Annotated in this window: 25 protein-coding genes and 1 pseudogene; 11 read left to right on the forward strand and 15 right to left on the reverse strand. The window is 60.8% G+C overall.

Annotated features, from left to right (window positions below; genetic code table 11):
• The 7 genes from F3J17_RS32765 to F3J17_RS32795 all read left to right on the forward strand — a co-directional run.
• On the forward strand, positions 1-238 hold a 238-nt coding region (locus F3J17_RS32765), incomplete at its 5' end, for an urea transporter (protein ID WP_205195067.1).
• Positions 239-248: 10 nt separating this feature from the next.
• The gene (locus tag F3J17_RS32770; protein WP_167069479.1) at positions 249-1,022 is read left to right on the forward strand and encodes a class II aldolase/adducin family protein; all 774 of its coding nucleotides are present in this window, start codon (positions 249-251) and stop codon (positions 1,020-1,022) included.
• Between the two features lie 41 nt (positions 1,023-1,063).
• Positions 1,064-1,252: a 4-oxalocrotonate tautomerase gene (locus tag F3J17_RS32775; protein ID WP_027819518.1), complete on the forward strand. Its 189-nt coding sequence runs from the start codon at positions 1,064-1,066 to the stop codon at positions 1,250-1,252.
• 466 nt (positions 1,253-1,718) lie between these two features.
• Complete coding sequence (locus tag F3J17_RS32780) at positions 1,719-3,185, forward strand: cytochrome ubiquinol oxidase subunit I (protein WP_167069481.1); 1,467 nt, start codon at positions 1,719-1,721, stop codon at positions 3,183-3,185.
• 74 nt (positions 3,186-3,259) lie between these two features.
• Complete coding sequence (gene cydB / locus F3J17_RS32785; protein ID WP_167069483.1) at positions 3,260-4,264, forward strand: cytochrome d ubiquinol oxidase subunit II; 1,005 nt, start codon at positions 3,260-3,262, stop codon at positions 4,262-4,264.
• Positions 4,239-4,400 (forward strand): hypothetical protein, encoded by a 162-nt coding sequence (locus F3J17_RS32790; protein WP_167069485.1) that lies wholly within the window; start codon positions 4,239-4,241, stop codon positions 4,398-4,400. Before cydB ends, F3J17_RS32790 begins: the two co-directional genes overlap by 26 nt.
• A gap of 114 nt (positions 4,401-4,514) precedes the next feature.
• The gene (locus F3J17_RS32795; protein ID WP_167069487.1) at positions 4,515-5,309 is read left to right on the forward strand and encodes a hypothetical protein; all 795 of its coding nucleotides are present in this window, start codon (positions 4,515-4,517) and stop codon (positions 5,307-5,309) included.
• A gap of 94 nt (positions 5,310-5,403) precedes the next feature.
• Here the strand turns inward: F3J17_RS32795 and F3J17_RS32800 are convergent, their stop codons facing one another.
• The gene (locus tag F3J17_RS32800; RefSeq protein ID WP_167069581.1) at positions 5,404-6,363 is read right to left on the reverse strand and encodes an aromatic alcohol reductase; all 960 of its coding nucleotides are present in this window, start codon (positions 6,361-6,363) and stop codon (positions 5,404-5,406) included.
• A 240-nt stretch (positions 6,364-6,603) separates the two neighbouring features.
• On the opposite strand from F3J17_RS32800, the gene F3J17_RS32805 reads away from it, so the two are divergent.
• A complete protein-coding gene (locus tag F3J17_RS32805) occupies positions 6,604-7,503 on the forward strand; it encodes a LysR family transcriptional regulator (RefSeq protein ID WP_167069489.1) in 900 nt (299 codons plus the stop codon).
• 6 nt (positions 7,504-7,509) lie between these two features.
• Here the strand turns inward: F3J17_RS32805 and F3J17_RS32810 are convergent.
• Positions 7,510-7,725: pseudogene (locus F3J17_RS32810) on the reverse strand (methyltransferase); the annotation flags it as partial.
• A gap of 265 nt (positions 7,726-7,990) precedes the next feature.
• Positions 7,991-8,908 carry an AraC family transcriptional regulator gene (locus F3J17_RS32815; protein ID WP_167069492.1) on the reverse strand — a complete coding sequence of 306 codons (918 nt, stop codon included), beginning with the start codon at positions 8,906-8,908 and terminating at the stop codon, positions 7,991-7,993.
• Between the two features lie 153 nt (positions 8,909-9,061).
• Between F3J17_RS32815 and F3J17_RS32820 the strand changes: the two genes are divergently transcribed.
• The gene (locus tag F3J17_RS32820) at positions 9,062-10,147 is read left to right on the forward strand and encodes an aldo/keto reductase (protein ID WP_167069494.1); all 1,086 of its coding nucleotides are present in this window, start codon (positions 9,062-9,064) and stop codon (positions 10,145-10,147) included.
• 461 nt (positions 10,148-10,608) lie between these two features.
• On the opposite strand, the gene F3J17_RS32825 is transcribed toward F3J17_RS32820, so the two are convergent.
• From F3J17_RS32825 to F3J17_RS32840, 4 genes are all read right to left on the reverse strand, one after another.
• Positions 10,609-11,814 carry an MFS transporter gene (locus F3J17_RS32825; protein WP_345891279.1) on the reverse strand — a complete coding sequence of 402 codons (1,206 nt, stop codon included), beginning with the start codon at positions 11,812-11,814 and terminating at the stop codon, positions 10,609-10,611.
• A gap of 41 nt (positions 11,815-11,855) precedes the next feature.
• The gene (locus F3J17_RS32830; protein WP_167069498.1) at positions 11,856-12,758 is read right to left on the reverse strand and encodes a LysR family transcriptional regulator; all 903 of its coding nucleotides are present in this window, start codon (positions 12,756-12,758) and stop codon (positions 11,856-11,858) included.
• A 13-nt stretch (positions 12,759-12,771) separates the two neighbouring features.
• Positions 12,772-14,022: an MFS transporter gene (locus tag F3J17_RS32835; RefSeq protein ID WP_167069500.1), complete on the reverse strand. Its 1,251-nt coding sequence runs from the start codon at positions 14,020-14,022 to the stop codon at positions 12,772-12,774.
• Between the two features lie 150 nt (positions 14,023-14,172).
• Entirely contained in the window at positions 14,173-15,495 is a 1,323-nt protein-coding gene (locus F3J17_RS32840; RefSeq protein WP_167069502.1) for a tetratricopeptide repeat protein, read from the reverse strand.
• A 165-nt stretch (positions 15,496-15,660) separates the two neighbouring features.
• On the opposite strand from F3J17_RS32840, the gene F3J17_RS32845 reads away from it, so the two are divergent.
• Positions 15,661-16,494 carry a helix-turn-helix transcriptional regulator gene (locus tag F3J17_RS32845; protein ID WP_167069504.1) on the forward strand — a complete coding sequence of 278 codons (834 nt, stop codon included), beginning with the start codon at positions 15,661-15,663 and terminating at the stop codon, positions 16,492-16,494.
• Between the two features lie 53 nt (positions 16,495-16,547).
• Here F3J17_RS32845 and F3J17_RS32850 read toward each other — a convergent pair whose 3' ends face one another.
• From F3J17_RS32850 to F3J17_RS32885, 8 genes are all read right to left on the reverse strand, one after another.
• Positions 16,548-17,981, reverse strand: a complete 1,434-nt coding sequence (locus F3J17_RS32850) for an amino acid permease (protein WP_167069506.1) — start codon at positions 17,979-17,981, stop codon at positions 16,548-16,550.
• A 126-nt stretch (positions 17,982-18,107) separates the two neighbouring features.
• Positions 18,108-19,346 (reverse strand): MalY/PatB family protein, encoded by a 1,239-nt coding sequence (locus F3J17_RS32855; protein ID WP_345891280.1) that lies wholly within the window; start codon positions 19,344-19,346, stop codon positions 18,108-18,110.
• A gap of 157 nt (positions 19,347-19,503) precedes the next feature.
• Positions 19,504-20,028, reverse strand: a complete 525-nt coding sequence (locus tag F3J17_RS32860) for a carboxymuconolactone decarboxylase family protein (RefSeq protein ID WP_167069510.1) — start codon at positions 20,026-20,028, stop codon at positions 19,504-19,506.
• Between the two features lie 121 nt (positions 20,029-20,149).
• Positions 20,150-20,743 carry a disulfide bond formation protein B gene (locus F3J17_RS32865; RefSeq protein ID WP_167069512.1) on the reverse strand — a complete coding sequence of 198 codons (594 nt, stop codon included), beginning with the start codon at positions 20,741-20,743 and terminating at the stop codon, positions 20,150-20,152.
• Positions 20,743-20,916 (reverse strand): hypothetical protein, encoded by a 174-nt coding sequence (locus tag F3J17_RS32870; protein WP_167069514.1) that lies wholly within the window; start codon positions 20,914-20,916, stop codon positions 20,743-20,745. Before F3J17_RS32870 ends, F3J17_RS32865 begins: the two co-directional genes overlap by 1 nt.
• Positions 20,917-21,573: 657 nt before the next feature.
• On the reverse strand, positions 21,574-22,191 hold the full coding sequence (locus F3J17_RS32875; protein WP_167069517.1) for a hypothetical protein: 618 nt from the start codon (positions 22,189-22,191) through the stop codon (positions 21,574-21,576).
• Between the two features lie 396 nt (positions 22,192-22,587).
• Positions 22,588-23,265, reverse strand: coding sequence for an isoprenylcysteine carboxylmethyltransferase family protein (locus F3J17_RS32880; RefSeq protein WP_167069585.1), 678 nt, complete (start codon positions 23,263-23,265; stop codon positions 22,588-22,590).
• 57 nt (positions 23,266-23,322) lie between these two features.
• Complete coding sequence (locus F3J17_RS32885; protein WP_167069519.1) at positions 23,323-24,174, reverse strand: arylamine N-acetyltransferase; 852 nt, start codon at positions 24,172-24,174, stop codon at positions 23,323-23,325.
• A 316-nt stretch (positions 24,175-24,490) separates the two neighbouring features.
• On the opposite strand from F3J17_RS32885, the gene F3J17_RS32890 reads away from it, so the two are divergent.
• Positions 24,491-25,960 (forward strand): carbohydrate porin, encoded by a 1,470-nt coding sequence (locus F3J17_RS32890; RefSeq protein WP_167069521.1) that lies wholly within the window; start codon positions 24,491-24,493, stop codon positions 25,958-25,960.
• Positions 25,961-26,106 lie beyond the last annotated feature (146 nt).

Consider the following 26,106-nt stretch of genomic DNA (forward strand, 5'->3'; position numbering starts at 1 on the left):
CTTCGCCGCCGGCCTGTGCGGCTTCAACGGCGCGCTCGCGGCGCTGGCCGCCAGCGCACTCGGGCCGCGCGCCGCGATCTGTGCGACGATGCTCGCCGCGGCGCTGCATCTGGCCGCGGTACGCCTTGGCCTGCCCGCGATGACCGCGCCATTCGCGCTCGCAGGCTGGAGCGTGCATCTTGCCTGGCGCTGGCTGGATCAAAGCCTGCGCCAACCGGACAACCCCACCGCGCGCTGAAGGAGCCGCCATGTCATTCGCCCATCGCCCGACCGGCATCGCCGACGCCACGCCGGTTAGCGCAGCGGAGCGGCAACTGCGCATCGATCTGGCCGCCGCCTACCGCCTGATCGCGCTCTACGGCTGGGACGACCTGATCTACACGCACGTTTCCGCCGCCATACCGGGCGAGCCGGGCCGCTTCCTGATCAACCCGTTCGGCCTCGCCTTCGACGAAGTGTGCGCCTCGAATCTCGTCAAGATCGACACGGAAGGCCGCATCGTCGGCCATAGCGATCACCCCGTGAACGCGACCGGCTTCGCGCTGCACGCCGCCGTGCACCTCGCGCGCGCCGATGCCGTCTGCGTCATGCATCTGCACAACACCGCGGGCATCGCCGTGTCGATCCAGCGCGACGGCCTGCTGCCTGCCTCGCAGCATGCGCTGCGCTTCTACGGCCAACTGGCGTGGCACGACTACGAAGGCCTCGCGTTTACGCCCGCCGAAGGCGCGCGCCTCACGACGAGCCTGGGCAACAAACCCGCGATGCTGCTGCGCAATCACGGCACCCTCACCACCGGCCGCACCGTCGCCGAAGCCTTCGTGCTGATGGCGACGCTCATCAAGGCCTGCGAGATCCAGTTGCAGGCGCAGGCAGGCGGCGTGCCGCTCGTTACGCCGCCGCCCGAAGTCTGCGCGCGCACCGCCACGCAGCTGTTCGACGGCGGCGCCATCGAAGGCGAACTCGAATGGCCCGCGCTGCTGCGCAAGCTCAATCGCCTCGACCCGTCGTATCGGGACTGAATTCGCCTACATCGCTTTCCACTTCAACCCAGGAGCTCTTCATGCCCACGTTCCACGTCGAACTGTTCGAAGGCCGCAGCGTCGAGAAAAAACGCGAACTCGCCGCCGCACTCACCGAAACCACCGTCAAAGTGCTGGGCTGCGACGCCCAATCCGTCGACATCATTTTCCACGACGTCAAGCCGGAAAACTGGGCGACAGCCGGCAAGCTCTGGAGCGATCCGCGCTAATCCCGCGCTAATCGCTTCCAGGCTGATTAAATCGGTATCCTGATTATTTTTATGCGAAGCGCCGCCTTGCCGTCGGTGCTTCGCCTCCCCTCCAGGCTAAGTTCCAAAAATCCGGTTCGAACACCGTTTCTTCGCGCACCTGGGCCAATTGACGCACCACGCGCGCGCACCTTGAAAATTGACGCATATTGCCGCAGCGCGCACCTCTTGCGCTAGATCAAGTCTCAGCAACACTCGCGTTTAAATTAATCCATATCAATGCTTTAGCGCAGTCAATCGCCGCCTGATGATTGACTACTGCGACATGCTGGCGCATATCGCGGCGCAGCAAAACGCACGCGCTTCCCCTACGCTTACGTCCATTCGCACGACGCTTCGCGCGACGGTTTCCCCGCCGCCGCACTGCGCGCGCCGTGCAGAGTTTTCCGACGCATAAGCAAGCAACACGTACGCATAAGGCACGCACATGCCCCCGTCACTCCCCGCACTGCCGGCCATATCGGCATTCGATCTGGCCCGGCTCCAGTTCGCCTTCACGGTCTCCTTCCACATCGTCTTTCCGGCGCTCTCCATTGGCCTCGCGAGCTTTATCGCGGTGCTCGAAGCGTGCTGGCTCAAGACGCGCCAACCCTTCTACAAAGAGCTCTGCCACTTCTGGTCGAAGATCTTCGCCGTGGCCTTCGGCATGGGCGTCGTCTCCGGCGTGGTGATGAGCTATGAGTTCGGCACCAACTGGGCCGGCTTTTCTTCGTTCGCCGGTCCCGTCACCGGGCCGCTGCTGATGTACGAGGTCATGACCGCGTTCTTCCTGGAAGCGGGCTTCCTCGGCATCATGCTGTTCGGCTGGAACCGCGTGAGCGAGCGCGCCCACTTTGGCGCGACGCTGATGGTCGCCATCGGCACGCTGATTTCGACGTTCTGGATTCTCGCCTCCAATAGCTGGATGCAGACGCCGCAAGGCTTCAAGATCGAAGATGGCCACGTGGTCCCCACCGACTGGTTCAAGATCATCTTCAATCCGTCGTTTCCGTACCGCCTCGCGCATATGGCGATCGCCGCGTTTATCGTCGCCGCGCTCGTGGTGGCCGCGACGGGCGCATGGCACCTGCTCAAGGGCCGCCGCGATCCGGCCGTGAAGAAGATGTTCTCGATGGCGCTGGGTCTGCTGTTGATCCTCGCGCCGGTGCAAGCCTTCGTGGGCGACGCGCATGGTTTGAACACGCGTGAATACCAGCCCGCCAAGATCGCCGCGATCGAAGGCATCTGGGACACCGAACACGGCGGCACCGCGCTCAACCTGTTCGGCATCCCCGACATGAAAGCCGAAACCACCCGCTACGCCGTGCAGGTTCCGCACCTGGGCAGCCTGATTCTCACGCATAGCTGGGACGGCGAAATTCGCGGCCTCAAGACCTTCCCGCCCGAAGATCGCCCGAATTCGACGCTGATTTTCTGGACCTTCCGCGTGATGGTCGGCTTAGGCATCCTGATGATCGTGCTGGGTGTGGCCGGATGGTGGCTGCGCAAACGCGGCACGCTCTATGAATCGCGTCTGTTCCAGCGCTTCACGCTGCTGATGGGCCCGACCGGGTTCATCACGCTGCTGGCAGGCTGGATCACGACCGAAGCGGGCCGCCAGCCCTGGGTGGTGTATGGCGTGATGCGCACCGCGCAGGCAGTGTCGCCGCTCACCGCGCAGCAAGTCGGCATTTCGCTGATGGCCTTCGTGTTCGTGTATTTCCTCGTGTTCGGCACGGGCATCTATTACCTGCTCAAGCTGATGCGCAAAGGCCCGGCGCTGCCCGGCGCGGGACACGACGGCAATCATGGCGGCGATGACAACCATCGCGTAGTGGAAGCCCATCCCGCGATCGCGGCGAACCAGACCGCGCGCCGTCCGATGGCCGCCGTCGACGAGCTGATCGACGCCTGACGCGCGCGGCCGTCGACTCGCAGCGATCCTACATACGCACACAGCAACCGCACACAGAAACGAGGCAACGCAACATGGATGTCACCGTCATCTGGGCCGCGATCATCGCGCTCGGTCTTTTACTCTACGTCGTGCTGGACGGCTTCGATCTGGGCATCGGCATCGTCTTCCCGTTCTTCCCGGACGAAGAAGAACGCAACCTGATGATGAACACGGTCGCGCCCGTGTGGGACGGCAACGAAACCTGGCTCGTGCTGGGCGGCGCGGGGCTGTTCGCCGTGTTTCCCATCGTCTACTCGACGGTGCTCTCGGCGCTCTATCTGCCGCTGATCTTCATGCTCGCCTGCCTGATCTTCCGCGGCGTGTCGTTCGAGCTTCGCGCCAAGGCCAATCGCACCAAGCATCTGTGGGATCTGGCGTTCATCGGCGGTTCGACCGGCGCGGCGTTCTTCCAGGGCATCGCGCTGGGGGCGTTCCTGCAAGGTATTCCGATGCAGGACGGCCATTTCGCGGGCGACGCCTTCGGCTGGCTCACGCCGTTCAGCCTGCTGACGGGCTTTGGCCTCGTGGCCACGTACGCGCTGCTCGGCAGCTGCTGGCTGGTCGCCAAGACCGAGGGCGATCTGCAACGCCGTCTGCACAAGCTCGTCTGGCCGCTGACGGTCATGCTGCTCGGCTTTATCGCGCTGGTGAGCCTGTGGACGCCGCTGCAAGATCCGTCGATCGCCAATCGCTGGTTCTACTCGGGCCTGTTCTGGCGTCTTGCGCCGGTCCCGCTGCTGGTGGTGGCCTGCACCGTCTGGATGCGCTGGGCCGTGCAGTCGCGCCATCACAAGACGCCGTTCATGGCCGCGCTCGCGCTGGTGCTGCTCGGCTATGTCGGCCTGCTCGTCAGCCTGTGGCCCTACGCGATTCCGCAGCACCTGACGCTCTGGCAAGCCGCCGCGCCGCGCGAAAGCCAGACCTTCACGCTGATCGGCGCATCGTTCATCCTGCCCATCATCCTGGCGTATACGGCGCTCGGTTACTGGGTCTTCCGAGGCAAGCTCAATCATGGCGACGCTCACCACTACCACTAAGTCCACATCGACAAAACGCGCCCTGCCCGGCTGGCTCTGGTTCGTGCTGCTGTGGTGCGGCGGCGTGGCCGGGGCGGTGTCGCTCGGCTACGTGTTCAAGATCTTCATGAACCTCACCTTGTTCGCCGTGAAATAACGCACCACCCACGCACAATCAGCCCACAACCCGCCCACAAGCGTGCGCCCAGCCGCACCTGACCCGCGCGCCGCGTTAGACTGTAGGCCATCTGTAACTTCGATCACAAGAACCATGCAACAGATGACCTTCATGGAATGCGTGAAACGCGCGTGGGTGAGCGCCGGGGAAGCCGTCACGCGCATGCCCGCCGTGGTGCTGGGCGCCTTTGTCCTCTACGCCGCGCTCGGCTGGCTCGCGCTGGCCGGCCGGCCGATCCCGGGCGAAGGCGATGTGCCGTCCGCCGGGCTGATCCTGCTGGGCAATCTGGCGTCAATCTTCAACGCCCTCGTCTATCTCTGGTTCACGCTCAAGGTCTACCGCTTTGTGCTGCTCGGCGAGCTGACGGCGCCCATCATGCCCAACGGCGCGCGTCCGATGCTGCGCATGCTGGGCCTGGGCGTACTGATGTGTCTGTTCTTTATCGGCTCCGGCGCGGGGCTGTGGATCGCACTGAGGCCACAGAACGAAGCGAGCGAGCTCTTTCTCGCGCTGGTCGTCGCGGCTATCTGGATGTTCATTGGCGTGCGCGTGTGCCTGCTTTATCCGGCGCTGGCGATTGGCGGGCGCTTTTCGCTGGGCGCGGCCTGGCGCGACACGAAAGGACACTTCTGGAATCTGCTCGGCGTCTCGTGCCTGGCGGCGCTGCCGCTGCTCGTGTGCGGTTTGATCGCGCTGATCGGCATGGGTCTCGCGGGCATCTCGCCCGCTGTGGTGCAGACGCCTGGCTGGTTCACGGCGCTGGCCATCATGCAGAGCGTCGCCAATCTGGCTTTCGCGCTGCTCACCAGCTCGGCGCTGGCGTGGCTCTATCGGCGCTATGCGAATGCGCTGGGGACGTCCGGCAATCCGGCAGCTTCCACGCACTGAGCTTGCTGCCCGGCGGTTCAAACGCCGTGCGGCCGGGGTCGACGTCCGCAAGCGCTTGCAAAGCGGACTCGACCCATGCTGATGCGCGGCGTTATCAGGCCTGAGCGACTGGGGCGACTGATTCGGCCTGCGCACCCAATAGATTGCGTCGGACCCACTCTTCGAGCGAGCAAACCCCGATCCCTCGCCGTGCGTTGAAGGTCTGGCTCATGTCCCACGCAACGCCGCGCCCCTGTGCGAACACGACGCGATACTTCCTCAAGGCATTCTGCGGCTCCCCGGCCAACTGCCGCTGCAGCTCCGGCACGCTCCATTCGCTGCGACGGACCTTGACGCCAAGGACCCTGTCGAGCGTATCGGCAACTTCCCGCCAGGTCACCGTATCGCCAGCGACATGCACGACCTGGTTCACGATGCGTGGCTCGGCGAACACGACTTCTACCGTCAATGCGGCGATGTCGTCGGCCGTCGTCACCGTGACGGCATTGTCCCAGCCGCCCAGCGCGTTCACGGTCAGAGTCGCCAGATCGACCACACCGAACGACTTCTCGAACACGAAGCTCGTGAACATGCCTGTCGAAACGATGACCCATTGGGTACGCGATTGCGCACGTAGAAGATCGCGCACGTCGAGTTGTTCGTCGAACAGATCCTGAGCGCTGCCTCTGCCGATCACGTCGTAGTCGACGCCGAACTGCCACGGAAAATATCGCTCGACGCCGGCATCCAGGGCCGCTTGCGCGATCTTGCGTTGCACGCCGGGACCGCCTGCAAATCCGGTGCACGAGATGACCGTATCGAAACGCGCGAAAATCGCGGCGAGTTCAGCACTCGTTTGCGCAGCAAGATCGGCTTCGACGAATTCAATGCCCAGCGCACGCAATTCGGCCACGTCCTTTTGTTTAGCCGGATCCGCCGACGCTATCGTCGAGGGACGAAGCAATACCGCGATGCCCAGGTTGTCCGCGTGCCTCGCACGTCGGGACAGGCTGCGCAGCATGGCCATGCCGAGTTCACCGACGCCAAGAACAAGAATTGAGCTGTTGTTCAACATATGCGTTACCCATCGAGAAAAGAGGGATTGAGGAACGGCCCCAACGCGCAAATTCATATGCAAGAGCGGCCGTCGAACGAAACGCAGTGTAGTGGCGCGCCTGCTGCCCATTGTTCGTGATGCGTGAATACACAAAGCGGTGCCAAGCGCACCGGCCGAATGCGTCGGGCGGCGTCGGGTTGGTAACATGAGGCCGTTATTGGCCAGATCAGGCAGTCGCCTCCGCTGCCCAGCGCGCTCATGGATAAACTTCAAGCGATGACCATTTTTGTACGGGTCGTCGAGGCACAAAGCTTCAGCAAGGCCGCCGAGACCTTGTCGATGCCGCGATCGTCCGTCACGACGATCGTGAAGAATCTGGAAGCGCATCTGCGCACTCCGCTGCTACGCAGAAGCACGAGAAGCCTGAGTCTGACCGAGGCGGGCGCGCGATACTTTGCGTCGTGCCAGGTCGTTCTCGCGGAAGTGGCCAACGCGGAGAGCCAGTTATCGGCTACCGCTGACGCGCCGCGTGGGCGCGTGCGGGTGGATATGCCTGGGGTGATCGGCCGGTCGATCGTCTTGCCCCGGTTGCACGAATTCGAAACCCGCTATCCGGATATCGAACTGGTGCTTGGACTGAGTGACCGGCCGTCGGATCTCATCTATGAAGGCATCGATTGCGCGATTCGCACCGGTGCGCTTTCCGATTCGACGCTGATCGCGCGACGCCTGGGGCAACTCGCCTGGTTGACCTGCGCGTCGCCCCGCTATCTGAAGCGCTATGGCGAGCCGGATTCTGTGGCGTCGCTCGACGCTCACAAAGTCATCAACTACCTGTCGAATGCGAGCGGGCGCCCCGTGGAATGGCGTTTCAGCATGGACGGCAAAGACGTGGCAATGACCATGCGCAGCCGGTTTTCCGTCAATGAGACAGAGGCTTATGTTCAATGTGGTCTGGAAGGCCTCGGCCTGATCCAGCTATCGGAGTTTGCGGTGTCGCCGTATCTTCGCAGCGGGCGGCTCAAGGAGGTGCTCGTCGACGCGAGGTGTACGCCCGTGCCGGTCTCTATTGTTTATCCGCAGGCGCGTGTGACGGTGGCGATCAGAGCGTTCGTGGACTGGATCGTCGAGATCGCAACGGCCGATCTGGCGCAGTGAACGGCTTCACCACACCCCAGGCACAAACCGATACCGCACCCGCTCCAGATACGCACGATAGCCCGGCAGCTCCGCGGCCAGTGCGCGCTCCTCACGCACCGCGCGCCAGCCTACACCCGCCACCATCACCGGCACCCACGCCAGCCCCCACCACGATCCCAGCATCAGCGGCGTGCCCGCCAGCAGCAGGATCGCGAACGCGTACATCGGATGGCGCAAGTGCTATCTATATATGCGGGCAAAAAATGTTCGAAAATCCGCCAGAAGCCTTACCCCACGGGCTTCTTGACGCAGCCCATCAGCAGTTGAGTCAGATTTTTCGCCACAAGCCGACCTGCGGAGGGGCCAATATGAGAGGCTGACCGCGGCCAAATTGAGACCCTCGACGGAGCCCCCCAGATTGCTGGCAATCGTCCGAGACCAAATGAGGTTGTCCTCAGAAACGGAAAGCGAAGCACGTCAGGCCGCTGGCAATGCACAGCCCGTCCTAGACAACGCGGACAGGAACGTCGGTGGCAGATGGGTCCCGCCTCAAATCCGTACCGTCCTGACCTGGCGGCTTGCCGAACATGCGGCGATATTCACGACTGAACTGGGATGGACTTTCATAACCTACGGCGAAACCGACCGCGGACACATCCTCGCATGTCGTCATCAGGCGCGTGCGCGCCGCCTGAAGGCGAATCTGCTTCTGGTACTGGATAGGGGTCATCGACGTGACGTTGCGGAAGTGCCGGTGGAACGATGTGACGCTCATGCCCGCTATCCCTGCAAGGTCCTCGATCCTTACCGCTTCTGCGAAATGACCGCGCAACCAGCGAACCGCACGCCCAATTTGAGACATCCGACTGTCTGCAAGGCCAATCTGCCGAACCATCGCGCCTTGTGGCCCATTGATCAACCGCCACAATATTTCGCGCTCAAGGGATGTGGCCAGGATCGGCACATCAGACGGCCTGTCGAGGAGGCGCAGCAGGCGTACTACCGGATCCGCGAGATCGCTTGACAGTTCACCTATGGCGATCCCGGAGCGGCCCTCTCCAACCGTGCGCGGGTTACCCGACTCAAGCAACAGGCCGGCGATGGCCTCTGGCCTGAGCATCAGACCCAATCCGAGATAGGGCTGCTCGGGAGTCGCCTCGACGACATATGCGTTAGCCGGCAAATCGACAGAAACGACCAGACATTGGCCGGCACGATAGCTGAACGCCTGCTTGCCGATCTCCACCCGTTTGGCGCCCTGGACAATCAGCGAAAACACGGGTTCGACGACTACCTGGCATGGCAATGTCGGTCCCGGTTCTCTGACGAGAAAAAGCCCGGGCATCAGCCTATGTGGCGCTAAATCAGGCCCGGCGTGCCTCGCAATTAGCGCTCGTAATTCATCAAGTGCAGCTGTCATCATTCGCTCAGTATCGCAGATTTGCGCGTCGCTTTTCTCCTGCCGAATAAGCGCAGCATTGGTAGGATTGTGCAGCGATTTGGCAGCTTCAATCTACCGGTGTCGATCCCGCCTTTGTTCTAATTGAACCGGAAATATTTTTCATGGAGAACGCAAATGGCACTCGATCATTACGTCACGCTCGGCCGTTCAGGCCTGCGCGTCAGCCCGCTCTGCCTTGGGGCGATGACGTTTGGTGAGGACTCTGGCTGGGGTTCGTCCGTAGAGGAATCCCAGGAGATCATGGACCGCTTCATCGCCGCCGGCGGTAACTTTATCGACACCGCGAACGGCTACACGGTAGGCCATTCCGAACAGATCATCGGCGATCACATCGGCCGCCATGCGTCGCGCCGCGATCGCCTCGTCCTGGCCACCAAATTCAGCAGCAATCTCTATCTCGGCGATCCTAACGGCGGAGGTTCAGGCCGCAAAGCCATCGTGAGCCAGTGCGAGAATTCGCTGCGTCGCCTGCAGACTGACTATATCGACCTGTACTGGCTGCACAATTGGGACATGAACACGCCGATCGACGAAACGATGGCAGCGCTCGACGACCTCATCCGTGCCGGGAAAGTGCGCTACATCGGAGTTTCGGATACCCCGGCATGGAAGATTGTGGAGGCGAACATCACAGCGCGTTTTCGAGGCTGGTCGCAGTTCATCGGCATGCAGATCGAATACTCGCTGCTGGAGCGCAGCGTCGAGGCAGAACTGGTGCCGATGGCTAGCGAACTGGGCCTTGGCATCACGCCGTGGTCGCCACTCAAGATGGGCCTTCTTTCCGGCAAATACACACGCGCCACAGCCTCCGACGCCGCGAATGCCGGTCGCGCGATGTTCATAAAAGAGCATTTCAACGAGCGCACTTACACGCTGATAGATGAACTCGAAAAGATCGCCCTGGCGCACGAATCGACCGTGGCCCGCATCGCGCTCGCCTGGGTGCGACAACAGCCTGGCGTGACGTCGACGCTCATCGGTGCGCGCCGAGTCAGCCAGCTCGACGACAACCTGCAGTCCATCGAGATCACACTGAGTGCTGAGGAGCTTGCGCATCTCGACAGCCTGACGAAGCCCTCGTTGCCATTCCCGCAAAACATGCAGTCGCTCTTTCCAGCGATCCATAACGGCGGGACGACGATTAACGGTGTCGCGGGCGGCCCTTCTATCATCATCCAGGAAGGCGTGACGCCGTACTGATGAAAATAACGCCGTCGTCGTCTGCTTTTCCTACGTATCTCATGAATGATTTGGGGCGCTGTATTTTGAGGAAGCAGGTCAAGACGTCGATGGCAATTGATGGTAACGCGATCGTCTTTTCAGGAAAGCTGCGCACCCGATCAGCTCGAATGGACGTCGCTCCGAAGGATATAAACGTCTGCTCTCGCTAGATGCAAATGACTCTTGTGGGGCCGTGCTCGGTCGGTTGCCCTACTTGATGGCGCCGCGGCTCATGCGAAACGCTTCGGGCCGCAGCCGGCCATGAGCGGTCGCTCGCGCAGCCAATGTTGTATGGCCGCTTCGGTGTCGATATGCGACAGTCATTGCGACCGCGGGCAGGTCACACAGCAATAGATAGTCAATGCACCATGAGATCGAGGAGAGCCCCCGTCTGATGGTCAGACGGGGAAAAGCAGTTGCTCCGAGCCCGCGGAACGAGCTTAGGCGCCCCGACTCCTCCCTGCCACCAGCAACACAAGAGCTGCAAGCGCGATGGGGATGAACGTAAGCCGTAAAACAGCATCCCACCCATAAGACGTCAACAGGCTGCCAGACAGGAACGAGCCCATCGCCATCGTACCGAACACGATGAAATCGTTGAACGATTGCACCTTCGCCTTCTCCTCCTCGCGATGGCTCTCCAGCACCATCGCCGAAGCGCCAACAAAGCCGAAGTTCCATCCGACACCGAGCAGTATCAACGCCAGCCAGAAATGTCGCGCATCAACACCGTGCAGCCCCGTCACCGCTGCCATTGCTGTCAGCACCAATCCGGCCGCTACGACGCGACGCGCGCCGAATCGCGAGATCAGACTTCCTGTAACGAAACCGGGCGCGTACATGCCGATGACATGCCACTGGATACCCTGGTTGGATGTAACCTGCGGCAGGCCACACATCTGCATGGCAAGCGGTGCGGCTGTCATCAGGAAGTTCATGAGCAGATAGGACACGATTGCGCACACGGCGGCGACCATGAAGGACCGCTGCCTTGCAATCACGAGAAGCGGGCGCCCGCGCGCCCTGTCCGCCACCGATGGCATCGGAATATCCATGCCTGCGAGTACAACGCCGGCCAGGGCAGCCACGACCGCCTGCGCCAGAAAGGTCGCTGAAAACGTGTGAGGCGGTGCCAGGTTCATCGTGTAGGTCACGAGTTGCGGCCCGATGACACCCGCAACCACACCACCGGCCATCACCAGCGACAGTGCATGCGCACGCTGGTCGGGCTCGACACAATCAGCGGCAGCAAAGCGAAACGAGAGCACCACTGCGGCGTAGGCGCCACCGAAAAACATCGCGGTGCAAAACAGCCAGAACGCCCCCAATACAACGGCTATCGCTGCCAGCACGCCGACGACGACACCGCATGCCGTCCCTGCGAGGAATACGGGACGCCGGCCATAGCGCTCGGACATCAACCCTGCGGGAAGTGACAGTGCCGCCATTCCCACGACGAACACCGAGATCGGTAACGTTGCCAATTCCGGAGCAGGCGCGAGCATATTGCCGATGATCGCCCCAGTCGCAAAAATGACGGCGGAGTTTGCACCGGCTAACGCCTGCGCGATCGTCAATCGTGCGATGTTTGCGCGCGAGCGCCTTGCGCCGGACACTACCACGGCGTCCAGACTTTCCAGACTCACTTCAACCACTCCTTTCGTTCAGGACCAGCGATCACACTGCTTCAGTGCCTTTCTGATTCAAATCCTGTCCGGCGAGCAAGATCAAAAAAGCCCGCGATATAAGCAATATCTTCGTCGCCGCGGCGCACACCCAGATGAATCTGTTTGTGAATGCCCTGCTCGCCAAGCCGAACCGTGCGGATCGCGTAGCCGCTGCCCTGCTCGATCACTAGCCACTGCGGCAGCACCGCCACGCCGCGCCGTGCCGCCACGAGTTGCAGCATCAACTCGATCTGCTCGGCCGTGCGGTGGAATTTCGGCTTGCAATGGGCGGGCAGCAGAAAGCGCGTGTAGATATCGAGTCGCTCCTTGCTGACCGGCACCGTAATCAGTTCTTCGTCGAGCAGATCCTGTGGCATTGCCCATTCGCGGCCAGCAAGCGGATGCGATTCGTGCACCACCAGGACGAGTTCGTAATCGATAACAGGGGTAAAGACGAGTTCCGGCAGATCGACCGGATCGGGCGTGACCAGCAGGTCGACTTCGTAGCCCAACAAGGCGGCTACGCCATCGAAACGAAACGCCGAACGCACGTCGAAATCGACATCGGGCCATTCCTCCAGATACGCGGACGTAAGTCGGGTGAGCCAGCGCTGGCACGGATGGCACTCCATGCCGATACGTAGCGCGCCGCGTCGCCCTTCCGCGAAATCGACCAGCGTGCGCTCGGCATGTTCGATCTGCGGCAGAATCCGCTCGGCAAGCGCCACCAGATACTCGCCAGCCTGCGTGAATCGCAGGCCGCGCCCGCTCTTGGTCCAGAGCTTGATGCCGTGTCGCTCCTCGAACTTGCGCACCATGTGCGACAGCGCAGACTGCGTAACATTGAGGCGTTCCGCAGCGGCGGTGAGGCTGCCATGGCGTTGGACCTCGATGAGGATCGACAGATATTGCAGATCAAGCATCCTGGTGCTCCCGTCAGCGCGTGTCCGAATTACGCGAAGTCAACACAAAAGCAGCCAGCCCGAACAGCGGTCCCGGAACCAGCAGCCAGGTGGCATCGAGCCCGATATGCGCGAGCAGTGCCGAAGTCGCGGCGATCGACACCACCGTGATGGCGAAGCCGATCGAGTTCTGGATCGCCAGCGCGCTGCCGACAAGCATGGGCGGACAGGCCCGGGCAGCCAGCGCTGAGAATTGCGGCGAATCGGCGACCACCGATGCACCCCAGACCAGCAACAGCGCCACCAGTGCCGTCGGTGGCAGTACGCGCCAGCCGAGCGCAAACAGGATCGCACACGCTCCTGAAATCGCCAGCGCGCCGCCCGCGACGCGGGCGCTGCCAATACGCCGGGATAACGCACCGCCGAGCAGCGATCCCAGCGCGCCGACGCCGATTACGACGAACGCCATACCCGACACGCCAAAGCCTGGCACCCTGGCGGGCAACGACAGTCGCGAAATCAACAGCGGCACCGCCATCCAGAATGTGTAGAGCTCCCACATATGGCCGAAATAGCCGAGCGTCGCAGCGCGGAAGGCGCGAATCCGGAATACGCTGAGCACGGACAGCTGGGCCGCGTTCTCGGTGCCAGCGCTACCTTTCGCAGACACGCGCAGCATCGCATGCGGCCCGTCGCCCAGCACGCCGATCACGCACGCGCCGACCAGCGCGAGCACAGACGAAGCGCTGATGATTGCCTGCCACGGAAAGCCGGTGCCGAGCGCACGCATCGCGTGTGGCAGCGCCGTCCCCAACGTGAGCATCGCCACTAATTGCGCCAACGCAGGGCCGGTCCGCTCAGGCGCCCAGCCGACGATCAGTTTCATCCCCATCGGGTAAATACCGGCAAGGCAGATGCCAACCCCGAAACGGAACATCGCGCCAGACACGAGCCCGGTCGATAACCACGCAAAGCCAGCGTTGAGAACCGCGCCAAGCAGCGCACTGCAAACAAAGATCTGGCTCGCCCGGTAGCGGTCGGCCACACCACTGAGCGATATCGTCAGCGTGCCGAGAATGAAGCCAAGCTGAACCGCATTCGTGAGCCAGCCAATGTCGGCGGCACTCGCGTGCCAAAGCCGCATCAGATCGTCGGCGGTGCTGTTTGCGCTGAACCAGAGGGCGGTGCCGAACAATTGCGCGATGGAAATGGCACCCACGGGACCCAGCCCCTCGACCAGCCATTTCCTGAGGCCGGATGGCCTCGCTGATACGCTCGAATTCATCGAAATCTGAATAACTAGAATGACGGGGCAATTGCGTAGTAGCACGAAACGTAAACCGCGCCCTTATATCGCCCCGAGAAGATGATGCCGACCGTGCGATTAACGGCCGGCAAGCTCCGCTAACTCAGCGGACCCTTCGCACGCCAGCATTCAGGCTGCCGACAGTTGTTCGCGCCAGCGCGCGTCGCGCGGCGAGGGGCGACGATGCAGGCGCCGGTCGAGCAGATCGCGCGCCCTCCTGGCTTCGCCGCTGCGCATCAACGCCACCAGCAACGTGTCCTGAACGATCTCGCGCTGCGCGCCGCTGCCACCGATCCGCACCACGTCATGCGCCACCGGTTCAAGAATTTTGGCCGCCAATCCATACTGTTCGTCGGCAAACGCTACCGCCGCCCGGCAAATCGCTGGCACCATCGATCCAGCCGGCAAGCTACCCTGCTCGATCAGTGCGTTCAGTCCGTCGACGCGGGCTTCCACGGCACCACGATTGCCGGTCGCAGCAGCGAGCAACGCCATATGGAAATCGGCGAAGGGGAACCCGGCATCCTTGAAATAGCCAGAAGCGTAATTCGCCGCCTCATCCCACTTGCCTGCCGGTACGGCGTGACCGTAGGCCTGCATGCGCCAGAGGAAAGAGGCGGTGTCGCTGACGATATTGACCGGTGTGCCCTGAGACACGGAAGGCGCGACATGCTCGTCGTACACCGCGAGTGCACGCGCGGTGTCGCCCCGCTCCAGCGCAATCAGCGCGGAATGCCACGCGATGTGGCCGTGCAGCACGCCGGACTTCGGATATTCGGGCAGCCAGCCCGTGATGACGGTCTGAGCGTCGTCGTTCGCGCCGGTTTCGTAAAGAACGTGGGCTACCGCATGCACGGCATTGACGTTGTGGCGACGCAGTTCCAGCGCGCGTTGCGTCATTTCGCGCCCCCTCGCGACATCGCCGTTTTCGCCGTGCGCCCAGCCACGGTAGGTCAGGAACCACCAATCGTCGTTGCCGAAATGGCGGGCGTGCTGCTCACACAGATCGACGCGTGCCTGGTCATGGTCCGCCATGCCGGAAAACGCGAAGAGCCCAAACGCGCCTAGCGGCATGGAGAGGATCACGATGTCGCGGGGCCACTTATCGGTGTGCTCGAGTGCGCCGGCGAGGGCCTTCGCAGACTGGCCATTGATCGCATACGAAAGCGTCTGCACGTGGCTGCGCTCGCGCTCCGTCCCGTTGCGGTCGACGAGTTCGAGCGCCAGCGCGATCTTCGCGCGCGCCTCCGCGGGCTGTGCGCTGATCGCATGCAGGCGTGCACGTGCCGCATGGGCGAGCGCGAAATCTGGATCGGCAGCGATCGCTTCGTCGAGCGCCTCACCCGCACCAGGCCAGAGCGACAGCAGCAGATCTACGCCGGTGCGATAGCGCTCAGCAGCGAGATCGGAGTTTGTCGAAAGCGGCAGGTCGTAGCGGTCAAAACGGGCCATAAAACGTAAAACTCCAGAAATTCCCAAGGCCTTCGCGTCGTCAAAGTGCTAGCGGCGCGAGTTGTGGCTCAAGAGACAGTTGTCAATTAAAGCAGCTAACGAGATGACTGTCTTTCGACTCGTCGCCACGATGTATAGAATATCTGCCAATTCAGGCAGATTGATATGAACTGGAACACCATCGAAGCACCCGCCGGTCTCTCACCGCCGCAGCCGTTGAAGGTCCGCGTCCAGTCGATCCCCGCGCGGCACTCCTTCCCGGAGCACGCCCATCGCTGGCACCAGATGGTGTATGCGATCTCGGGCGCCTTGACCGTGATATCCGAAGGCGAATCACTGGTCATCTCACCCGAACAGGCCGTGTGGTTACCCACCGGCTTGCGCCATCGCGTCGGCTCGCTGCTGGGCGCGGAATTCCGCAGCCTCTGGATCGACGATGCAACCGGGCGCGCGCTTGCCGGCGAAAGCCCGATGGTTTTCGCGGTCTCGCCTTTGCTCAAGGCGCTGATTGTCGAAGCGGCCGCCGTCGGAGACCAGCCGGACGAGGACGGATATGTTGGCAGGATCACGCGCCTCATCCTCGACCAGCTTGCCCGCGCCCGGCCTTTGCCGGCCGCACTCGCCTGGCCGCGCGACGACACCCTCGCCCGCCTCTGCGAGGCCCTGTACGCCGATCCAGCCGATCCGCGCGGCCCTGACGAATGGGGCAACGTGTTAGGCATGTCGGCACGCACGCTCGCGCGCAAGTTTCTGGCGGAGACGGGCATGAGCCTGCGCACCTGGCGCCGGCGAATGCGGCTCTTTAGAGCGGTCGAACTGCTGGGCGGCGGAATGGACGTCACCCGCACCGCGCTTGAACTCGGCTATGGCTCGACGTCCGCCTTCGTCTACGCATTCCGACTGGAAATGGGGCGCAGCCCGCAGGTCTATATGCGTGGCCGCGAGCAGAGCGGCGCGAGCCGGCTGGCCGCGGCCGCCTCGCACGTCGAACGCTCCTGACGCAGGCCCCTTTTCGCTCAGCGCGCGCATGCGTCGAATCCGGCGACTCAGGCTCACACCAGTTGATCCTGCCGATTGCCGACATCCGCGTCCTGAGCGGCATCCGCTGTCGACTTGCCCACATAGAACCGGTACGCGACATACACCAGCGACACCCAGACAGCGGACACGACCAGCGACATACGCATATCGGGCAGCAGCGCGATACCGACCAGCACCGCCGCAACAAACGCCAGCGCCAGGTAGTTGCTGTACGGGTAGAACGGCATGCGATAGGCAATCTCGTGGTCCGTGCCAGCGCGAACCCGTAGCTTCCTGAAGCGGAGATGGCTGATGACGATGGAACCCCAGGCGCAGACCAGCGCAAACACCGTGACCGACGAGAACAGTTCGAACGCCTGCTCCGGCATGAAATAGTTGAGCAGCACGCCAGCGAACATCGTCACGAAAACCATCACGATCGCGCGATGGGGCACCTTGCGGGCGTTGGTCACGCCCAGGAATGCGGGTGCGTTCTTCTGCAGCGCCAGGTTGTAGAAGGTGCGGCTGTTGGTGAACACACTCGCGTTCACGGCCGACAACACCGCCATAATCACCACGAGATTCATGATGCTGGCTGCCGCCGGAATTCCGATGCGGGTGAAGACCTGCACGAACGGGCTGCCCTTCGTCGTGAGCGACGTCCACGGGAAGATCATCAGCAACACGGCAATCGCGCCAACATAAAAAATCAGCAAGCGCCAGAACGTGGCATTGATCGCCTTCGGCATCGTCACCTTCACATCCTTGACTTCGCCCGCAGCCAGACCGAGGTTCTCCACCCCGCCGAACGAGAACGCGACCATGACCACCGCGAGGAACGTCCCACTCGCGCCCTTCACGAAGAAGCCACCGTTGTCGACCAGGTTGTGATAGCCGACCGGCACACCGTTGTTACCGATGCCGAACACAATCATGCCGAAGCCGAAGAGAATCAGCGCGACGATCGCTACCACCTTGACGAGCGCAAACCAGAACTCAGCTTCGCCGTAGATCTTCACGCCGATGATATTCACCGCGAACATCAGCGACACCGCCGCGCCGGCCGTTACCCATATTGGAATATGGGGGAACCAGAAATGCACGTAATTCCCGAGCGCATTCAGGTCGGCAGCGCTTGTCGCTAGCAGAAAGATGAACGCGTTCCAGCCGTTGAGAAAACCGGCAAACCGGTGAATATATCGATTGGCATACGAGACATAGGATCCAGATACCGGTTCCTCTACCGCCATCTCGCCAAGGGCCCGCATCACGAAGTAAATCGCAATCGATGCGAGCGCAAAAACGAGCAGGATTGCGGGACCAGCCGTCCTGATTGCCCACGAGGAACCATAAAACAAACCCGTGCCGATCGCGCCGCCGATGGCAATCATCTGCACATGGCGATTCTTCAGATCTCGCTTGAGATCTTCCTGCTCGTAGACAGGTGTATTGGGGTGCTTATCCATATCGTCTCCACATGAATCTCACGTATTGTTTTTTCGAATCGGGATTCAGCTTTCTCACTTCGCCCGATTGCTTCGCATCACTAATTTATAAAATGAGTCTCCACCTCTTTTAGTGAACCGTCGTGGCTAGATCACGGCCAGCGCGCCCGCCAGTCTGCGCACGGCCTCATCGATTGTCGAGCGCGGACAGCCGAGGTTCGCGCGCATATACCCATGCCCGTCCATGCCAAATTTCTGCCCCTTGTCGAGCCACAATCTGGCCTGGGTCAACATGAACGTGTTCAATTCGTCCGGATCCAGACCGAGACCGCGACAGTCCATCCAGGCTAGATAAAGGGCATCCGTGGGCAGCACCTCGATCTTGGAGGTCAAGCCGTTCACGGCCTGCCGGAAAACGTTCTGGTTTTCACGCAGGTAGGGCAACAAGGCCTCAAGCCAGAATTCCCCATGCGAATAGGCAGCCTCTGCCGCCACCATGCCAAGGCTATTCACCGACTGATACATATTGCGGTCGAACTGTCGACGCAGTTCTTCTCGCAGGCGTGCGTTCGGCACGAAGAGGTTCGCGCTTTGCAGACCGGGAAGATTGAAGGTCTTGCTCGGCGCCGTGCAGGTGATGCTCATGTCGGCAAACTGCGAACTGAGCGACGCGAACGGAATGTGCTTCTTGAGCGGATTGAGAATCAGGTCCTGATGAATCTCGTCCGATATCACAATCACGCCATGTCGAAGACAGATTTCGCCCATTGCGCGCAGCTCCGCTTCAGACCAGACATTCCCGGTAGGATTGTGCGGATTGCTCAGAATGAACAGCCTGGTGTCGGGCTTGATCGCGGCTTCGAATATTTTCTCGTCGAAGCGATACACAGCCCCCTTGCGTTCAAGCGGTGCGCAGACCACTCGCCGCCCATTCAGCACTACGTCATCGTGGAAATGGGCATAAACGGGCGTCTGGATCAGCACCGAGTCGCCCGGCGCGGAGAACGCCTGGATCGCATTCTTCAAAGCCGTGATGATGCCGCTCGACTGCAGCACCCATTCGCTGGACACGTCCCAACCAAAGCGTTTTGCCTGCCATTCGATCACAGCCGAAACGTAGCGCTCCGTTGCTCCTCGGGAGTATCCGAACACGCCGAATTCGACAGCCTCATGCAGTGCGTCGATTACCGGCTGCGGAGTGCGGAAATCCATATCCGCCACCCACATTGGTAGCGGGTCAGCAGCATATTCTTCAGCGCTCAACAGCTTTTCGCCAAACGCCCACTTCAACGAATTCGAATTCCTGCGGTCAATCACCTGGTCGAAAATCGAACGGTAGCCGCCCGAAGCGGCACCGGCGCCTTGCTCTTCAAACTGTAACTTCACGATGGTTTCCATCCGAAAAACGGCACGCCCATGGCGTGACTTCGTATGGACTGGAGCGTATCAGCGCGGAATTTTGAATAACAATGGTATGTTCTCACGCGCCTATGAGCAGCGCTCATCGATGCCCGTCCGACGGGGCATCGAGCCTGTCCCCGCTTCAGATTGCCAGCGCGACGAGAAAGCGGGACACCATGTTGTAAGCCGCCACGGTGGCCACTGCCTCAACCGTTTGCGCCTCGCCGAAGTAGCCCTTGAGTTCGTCGATGACGTCTGCATCCACGCTCACGTTCCGGGTCGACTGATCGGTCAATCGGATCAAAGCCAGCTCGCGCGCATCGAATACGGTATTGTCAGGATGTTCCGCCTTGATCTCTTGCGCCTTCCGCACGCTACCACCGGCGTCTAGGTAAGCCGGGTAATGCACGCCCCACTCGAAGTCGGCCTTGTTGAGAATGGCCACGCGCAACATGATCAACTCGCGTAATTCGAGTTCGAGCTGAAAGTCGGCGCGCACGCGGCGAAGCAGTTCATTCCAGCCGGTCGCAAGCGGAAAGCTCCTTAATAGAACACGGTCGATACCGATCAACTCGCCGTTGGGACGGCGCGCCCGCATCCCTGCAAGCAGATCAGCGGGAACGTCATCGCCGTCGTTCCATGGGGTCACCCGTACGTCGTTGCTCATCGAATACTCCTGAAAATGTGATTGCGCGGCGAGCATCGCTCCTGCCGCGCATGCGTCTGACCTCATCGCCCGTGCGCATAACGCAGCCAGGGCGAAGGGTTCGTCATTGATGAAGGGGCCGTCAGGGCTTCATGACGTCGCCGTCGTAGAGCATCTGATAGTGCTGCTGGCCACCGGCCCGGAACGTATTGAAGCCGTTCTCCAGGAAAGCCGAAACCAGATTGGCGGCGACCAGCAGAATGAACAGCGCTGAAGCCGCCGAACGCGCCATCGAAAGTGCCAGCCAAAGTGCGTCAACGTCTGGCGATTCATCGGCGCTTTTCGCTCCTGCTGAGAGCGCCAGCATGACAACGCAGAACATGATTGCTGCCGTGAAGATGATGTAAGTCCACGTATACATATGCAGACCCAGCACGGCTGACCCGGTCGGTGTCGTCCACGAAGGCGCCTTCGCGAACATGAACAGCAGGCTTATGAGGCTGCCGATCAGCGCACCCACCGCACTGAGCACGTAGTTCGAGGCCTTGGTTCCATGATGCAGATTCAACAGGAACCCGCTGCCCAGAAGCATGAAGCCGACGCGAATGAGATTGCAGAACGCGCAAGGAAGCTCACCTTGAACGAGCTGGTAATAGAACGCTCCGAGCAAAACGATCGAAATTCCCAACAGAACCGCAGCATCGATGGCTTTCAGGTGTCGTGAGTCGATTGTCATTACCAGGACCCCAGCGTAGCGAGGTCGGGCACGTGATGGAAGCCATGATGGACAGTCCATACCACGACGAGCAATGCGGAGACGATCCACAGAATGCGAGCAATTTTCTGGTTACGCAGCGAAGTCAGTGCGGCGAAAAATGCGACCAGCACCGGGATAAATCCAATGTACATTCGACAACACCTTTTTTGGACAGGACGAAAGGAGCGGGATTGCAGACTGGAATTTATCTCGATGAGTGAGGAGCGTCTGTTGAGCAACGGTCGAACTGTGTCGACGAATCGCCAGTGGGCAGGAGGGGGGCTTAGAAACGCGCCGAAGACGCGAACCCGGCTGTTTTCCGGTCAGAAGCAGTCACTCAAGATGAGCAGGTCTTGTGGCCGCTTCGGGTCGCCTACTGCCGTTGGAGTCATCACTACGCCCCACGAAGCAATCTCTGCATTCGATAGTTACACAAACGAAAATATGTTCGTCGGATGGCGCAAGTGCTATCTATATATGTGGGCAAAAAATGTTCGAAAAACCACTGAACACCCTACCCCACGGTCTTTTTGACGCAGTTCACCAGCAGTTAAACCAGATTTTTCACCACAAGCCGACTTGCGGAGGGCCCGATATACCCTTTTAGCTGCCGTGTGAGACGACCCGTCGACCGGCGTAACGAGTTAGACCATGGCACGCAGTACCCGTGCCCTGCAGGCCAACAGGCGATCTACCCGGTTCAGTTCCGTCGAGCGCGAAAATCCGATAACTTTGCGTACCCATGTGAGGGCACACTCCGCCTATCAAATCACGGTCACGGCGAGTGCCGACTTAGCATCAACAGACTTTTATTGGCTCGCCCCTATGAACTGACCATCCTGATATCTATAGAAATGTGAAACGTCATTTTTAGAACCATAGACATCCCAATTAATCTTGATTCCTATCGGATTAACCTTCCACTCTATCGCCAGGTATTTCGACTTCTGGTTGGAATCGGTAGCCAAATCAAGATCATTCAGACAGCTCTGAACGGGTACGAAAAAAATTGGCGTCGCGATATTGTTGCGCAATTCGAGTACATATAGCGCCCCCTCTTCGCCCGCGCCACAGTAGCCGAGTGGGTTGGTGCTCGATGACTGATTAACAACGAGAAGAATATACTCTTTCCCGCCTATCAGGCGTGAGTGGTCGGCAGGAAAGCCAATGCTTGAAGATTTCTTGAGAACTCGAATCAGTGGGATCGGCACCTGCACGGGAAATACCTCCCGCTTACCGGCATCCACAATGTAAAGTCGATGGTCCTTTTGTTGCACAAATCGGCCTCCCTCCAGATCAACCTGCGCGGGCGAAGGTACCTTCGCGAACACACTCGCGCCACTCACACTCAGCATCAAAAGAAAAGCAAGTTGCTTAATTCCCGGCGACATGATCCGCATAGCAAATTCCCGAGTAAATCCAGACATGATCCTTGTTACACCTCTTTTGCATATTTTTGTAAGTGTCCTTATCGCGTTCGTGCAATTGATTGGCAATCTCCCCATAATTAGAGATTCAGCAATATCAACAGGATGCGGTCGATTTCAGCGGGCGCCCCGCGATCAGCAGGTATGCGGCGCCAATAGAGCAGCATAGCTACTGCACGGCACACGGCGGCCCGCTAATCAGCGAGGCGGGTCAAAAGGGAGTCTCGGGTTACGTGGATGCCAATTGGTCAACAGTCAACGCGATGTACCTTAAAGAACCGTGTTCGGGTCAAACAACAGAGGGAAAGTCGCAGCGAGCCTCACAAGCGCGTCCTCGCAGACTCAAATTCTCCCACGCGCGGCGCACGTAACCGCTCCCTGTGCGGGCGCACTCAATCACCACACCCCAGGCACAAACCGATACCGCACCCGCTCCAGATAAGCACGATAGCCCGGCAGCTCCGCGGCCAGTGCGCGCTCCTCACGCACAGCGCGCCAGCCTACACCCGCCACCATCACCGGCACCCACGCCAGCCCCCACCACGACCCCAGCATCAGCGGCGTGCCCGCCAGCAGCAGAATCGCGAATGCATACATCGGATGGCGCACATACGCATACGGCCCGCTGTCGCTCACCGCATGACCGCGCTCCCGCTGGATCTTCACAACCGGCGCGGCATAGCGATTCGCGGCGAACACGCCCCGCGTCGCATAGATATCGATAAAAATCGCCACTGCGCCGCACACGCTGAGCCACGTCGGTACATGCGACCAGTGAAAGCGCACCGCATCGAGGCCGATAAAACATAGCCATGCGCACCACATCAACGCGACCGCCATCATGAACACGCGATCCCATCCAGCCTGCTCGCGCTGCGTAAGCGGCGCAAGACGCTCGGCGAGCAGACCGGGATCGGTGCGCGCGAGCCACATGCCGATCCACGCGCAACTCGCCGCCCACTCAAGCAGCCAGAGCCACGCGGCGGCCCACGCCCACGTACCCGCCCCAACAAACAGCAGGACACCCTGAAACATCAGCCAGATGAAGGTTTGCGCGAAGAGCCGCGCGACCAGCGGCGTGTTCATCGTCTCCTCATTCGCGCCGGTTGTCAGCGGCGGTAACGCGATGCGTCAGCGATCGCTGCTCTGTTCGCGCCCTTCCACACGGGCGAACAATGCAGGCAGATCGAAACCTGCCGTATCCAGATTGAAGTTTTCCTGCAAGCATCGCGCGAGATCCTCCACGCTTTCCATGAAGCGTTCGGTCAGACGCTGGCCCTGGCCGTTGCGCTCCGTGTAGCGATCGTTGAACAGCACGGCACGCCGCCCTTCATGCGCGATGCATGCGATCAGGTTATCCCTGAAGAACGATTGCGGCGATGCGGACGTGTACCAGTTCGCCACTTCGTAGTCGACCCACTGCGCGAGTTTGTCGTCGAAGCGATAGACATCGAGCCACACATTGCCGTCGAAGCTTTCCAGCTTCCATTCGGTTTCATCGATGGGCGTCAGTCGTGCCGGTTCGAGCAGCGTCTGCTGCACGCCGCGCTCGGCGAACGCGAGCGGCGCGCTGAGCGATGCGCCGCCGAAGCCAACATCGGCAAGCCACGCCTGGCCGTCGACCTTCACGCGCAGCAGCATGTGTGTACGCGGCGTGCTGGCGCCGGCCGGCTGACCGAACAGCACGCGGGCCGCCATCGGCTCCACCTCGAAACCCAGTTGCATCAGCACGTTCGCAAACAGCGTGTTGTGCTCGAAGCAATAGCCGCCGCGCCGCGACTCGACCAGTTTCTCCACGACGGCAGGCAAGGCCACCGACACGCGCCGCGCAGCAAACGGATCGAGATTCTCGAAAGCGATCGCCCGCGGATGCAGATCATGCAATGCGCGTAGCACGTCCAGCGTCGCCGCGCGCGGACCGTCATAGCCGATGCGGGAGAAATAGTCGTTCAGATTGACCTGGTAGTTCTGGTTAGCGGACATCGATTACCTGCATGCAAATAAATGAAATAACGACATCAGAAAATGTCGTCCGAAACGGCAATTTTCGCGTTAATTCGTCATACCGTACAGCGTCAAAACTGTCCGACTGTAATGATCAGGATCGCCGATGAAAGCACTGTGTAAACAACGCGCTTACGGCACGTAATTAATGTGAGAATCATTCTCATTTGTGTTGACGCCTATATTTGCGATGAGTACGATTGCGCCGTCTCGGAGACAAACGATTCACGCCTGCTGATGAAGCGGGTATGGAGATTCAATCCCGCTATAAAGAATTAAATAAGTAAGGAATACGATGAAACTCAACCGGTCATCCCGTTCGTTCGGACGGCGTGCGCCTGCCCTGCGCGGTCTCGCGCTGTGGGCCGCCTGTGCGACCTTCGCATGCGGCGCTGCGCAAGCCCAGACGAGCAACCCCGATGCCGCGCCCGAAGCCCCCGAGGCCGATCTTTCGATCAAGGCGCAACCGTCGAATTTCATGACCGGTATCTGGTCGCGCCAGAATCTGCTCGGCGATATGGGCGGCCTGCGTCCGTGGCTCGGCAAGTATGGCGTCACGTTCCAGTTGACCGAGACGAGCGAATATCTCGCGAACCTGCGCGGCGGTCTGAACCGCGGGGGCACGTATGACGGTCTCACCACGGCGACGGTTCAGCTCGATACGAGCAAGGCACTCGGCATTCCGGGCGGCCTGTTCAATATCAGCGCATTGCAGATTCACGGCTCGAATCTGAGCGCGCGCAATCTCGGCACGCTGAATACGGCGAGCGGCATTGAAGCGCAGGACACCACGCGTCTGTGGGAGATGTGGTACCAGCAGTCCTTCCTCGACAAGAAGCTCGACGTCAAGGTCGGTCAGCAGAGTATCGACCAGGAATTCATCACCAGCCAGTACGCGGCGCTGTTCGTCAACACGATGTTCGGCTGGCCCGCGCTGCCTTCGTACGACATGCCCTCGGGCGGTCCGGCGTATCCGCTTGCGGATCTCGGCGTGCGTGTGCGCGGCCAGATTACGCCTTCGCTGACCGGCTTGATCGGCGTGTTCGATGGCGATCCGCTCGGCAACAATCCGAACAACCTTAGCGGTACGAACTTCAATCTGCACAACGGCACGCTCGTGATCGGCGAACTGCAGTACGCCATCAACCAGCCGTCGGATGGCGAACTCGTGAGTGCCGACAATCACGGTTTGCCGGGCACGTACAAACTGGGCTTCTGGTACAACAGCAATTCGTTCGCCGACCAGCACTACGACAACACGGGTCTGTCGCTGAACAATCCGGCTACGACAGGTATCGCAGCGCAGCATCATGGCGACTACAGCATCTACGCTGTGGCCGACCAGATGATCTGGCGTCCCGATCCGGACGAGCCGCGCAGCATCGGCGTGTTCGCACGCGTGATGGGCGCGCCGGGCGATCGCAATCTGGTGAGTTTCTCGGCCAATGCGGGTATCGTCATGAAGGCGCCGTTCAAGGGTCGCGACAACGACAGCGTCGGTCTTGCGGTCACCTATATCAAGGTCAGCAACGCAGTTCAGGACCTCGATCTGGACTATCGCAACTTCAACGCGTCGCCGTATGGCGTGCGTACGCAGGAAACCACACTGGAAGCGACGTATCAGTACCAGGTCAATCCGTGGTGGCAACTGCAGGCCGATGCGCAATACACGTTTAATGCCGGCGCCGGCCAGAATCCGAGCGATGCGACCGCGCCGCTGCGCAACACCTTCGTGTTGGGCGTGCGCACCAACATCACGTTCTGATATCGCGTTCCGATCGCTGCAACCGTTTATGTCTAATACAAAGTCCTCACGCCCTCACGCCGCTCGCATCGATGCCATCAATGCGGTTGCGTGCCCGCGTGAGGCACGGAGAAATACAATGAATCACGCCATGCGCAAGCTGCTGC

The sequence above is a fragment of the Burkholderia sp. Ax-1719 genome (genome assembly GCF_011753055.1).
In the GTDB taxonomy this organism is placed as follows: domain Bacteria; phylum Pseudomonadota; class Gammaproteobacteria; order Burkholderiales; family Burkholderiaceae; genus Paraburkholderia.

Bases quoted from the DNA above. Each gene is read 5' to 3' on its own strand.
- F3J17_RS32770 (WP_167069479.1), top strand. From the start codon at position 249: ATGTCATTCGCCCATCGCCCGACCGGCATCGCCGACGCCACGCCGGTT.
- F3J17_RS32775 (WP_027819518.1), top strand. From the start codon at position 1,064: ATGCCCACGTTCCACGTCGAACTGTTCGAAGGCCGCAGCGTCGAGAAA.
- F3J17_RS32780 (WP_167069481.1), top strand. From the start codon at position 1,719: ATGCCCCCGTCACTCCCCGCACTGCCGGCCATATCGGCATTCGATCTG.
- cydB (WP_167069483.1), top strand. From the start codon at position 3,260: ATGGATGTCACCGTCATCTGGGCCGCGATCATCGCGCTCGGTCTTTTA.
- F3J17_RS32790 (WP_167069485.1), top strand. From the start codon at position 4,239: ATGGCGACGCTCACCACTACCACTAAGTCCACATCGACAAAACGCGCC.
- F3J17_RS32795 (WP_167069487.1), top strand. From the start codon at position 4,515: ATGCAACAGATGACCTTCATGGAATGCGTGAAACGCGCGTGGGTGAGC.
- F3J17_RS32800 (WP_167069581.1), bottom strand. From the start codon at position 6,363: ATGTTGAACAACAGCTCAATTCTTGTTCTTGGCGTCGGTGAACTCGGC.
- F3J17_RS32805 (WP_167069489.1), top strand. From the start codon at position 6,604: ATGGATAAACTTCAAGCGATGACCATTTTTGTACGGGTCGTCGAGGCA.
- F3J17_RS32815 (WP_167069492.1), bottom strand. From the start codon at position 8,908: ATGATGACAGCTGCACTTGATGAATTACGAGCGCTAATTGCGAGGCAC.
- F3J17_RS32820 (WP_167069494.1), top strand. From the start codon at position 9,062: ATGGCACTCGATCATTACGTCACGCTCGGCCGTTCAGGCCTGCGCGTC.
- F3J17_RS32830 (WP_167069498.1), bottom strand. From the start codon at position 12,758: ATGCTTGATCTGCAATATCTGTCGATCCTCATCGAGGTCCAACGCCAT.
- F3J17_RS32835 (WP_167069500.1), bottom strand. From the start codon at position 14,022: ATGAATTCGAGCGTATCAGCGAGGCCATCCGGCCTCAGGAAATGGCTG.
- F3J17_RS32840 (WP_167069502.1), bottom strand. From the start codon at position 15,495: ATGGCCCGTTTTGACCGCTACGACCTGCCGCTTTCGACAAACTCCGAT.
- F3J17_RS32845 (WP_167069504.1), top strand. From the start codon at position 15,661: ATGAACTGGAACACCATCGAAGCACCCGCCGGTCTCTCACCGCCGCAG.
- F3J17_RS32850 (WP_167069506.1), bottom strand. From the start codon at position 17,981: ATGGATAAGCACCCCAATACACCTGTCTACGAGCAGGAAGATCTCAAG.
- F3J17_RS32860 (WP_167069510.1), bottom strand. From the start codon at position 20,028: ATGAGCAACGACGTACGGGTGACCCCATGGAACGACGGCGATGACGTT.
- F3J17_RS32865 (WP_167069512.1), bottom strand. From the start codon at position 20,743: ATGACAATCGACTCACGACACCTGAAAGCCATCGATGCTGCGGTTCTG.
- F3J17_RS32870 (WP_167069514.1), bottom strand. From the start codon at position 20,916: ATGTACATTGGATTTATCCCGGTGCTGGTCGCATTTTTCGCCGCACTG.
- F3J17_RS32875 (WP_167069517.1), bottom strand. From the start codon at position 22,191: ATGTCTGGATTTACTCGGGAATTTGCTATGCGGATCATGTCGCCGGGA.
- F3J17_RS32885 (WP_167069519.1), bottom strand. From the start codon at position 24,174: ATGTCCGCTAACCAGAACTACCAGGTCAATCTGAACGACTATTTCTCC.
- F3J17_RS32890 (WP_167069521.1), top strand. From the start codon at position 24,491: ATGAAACTCAACCGGTCATCCCGTTCGTTCGGACGGCGTGCGCCTGCC.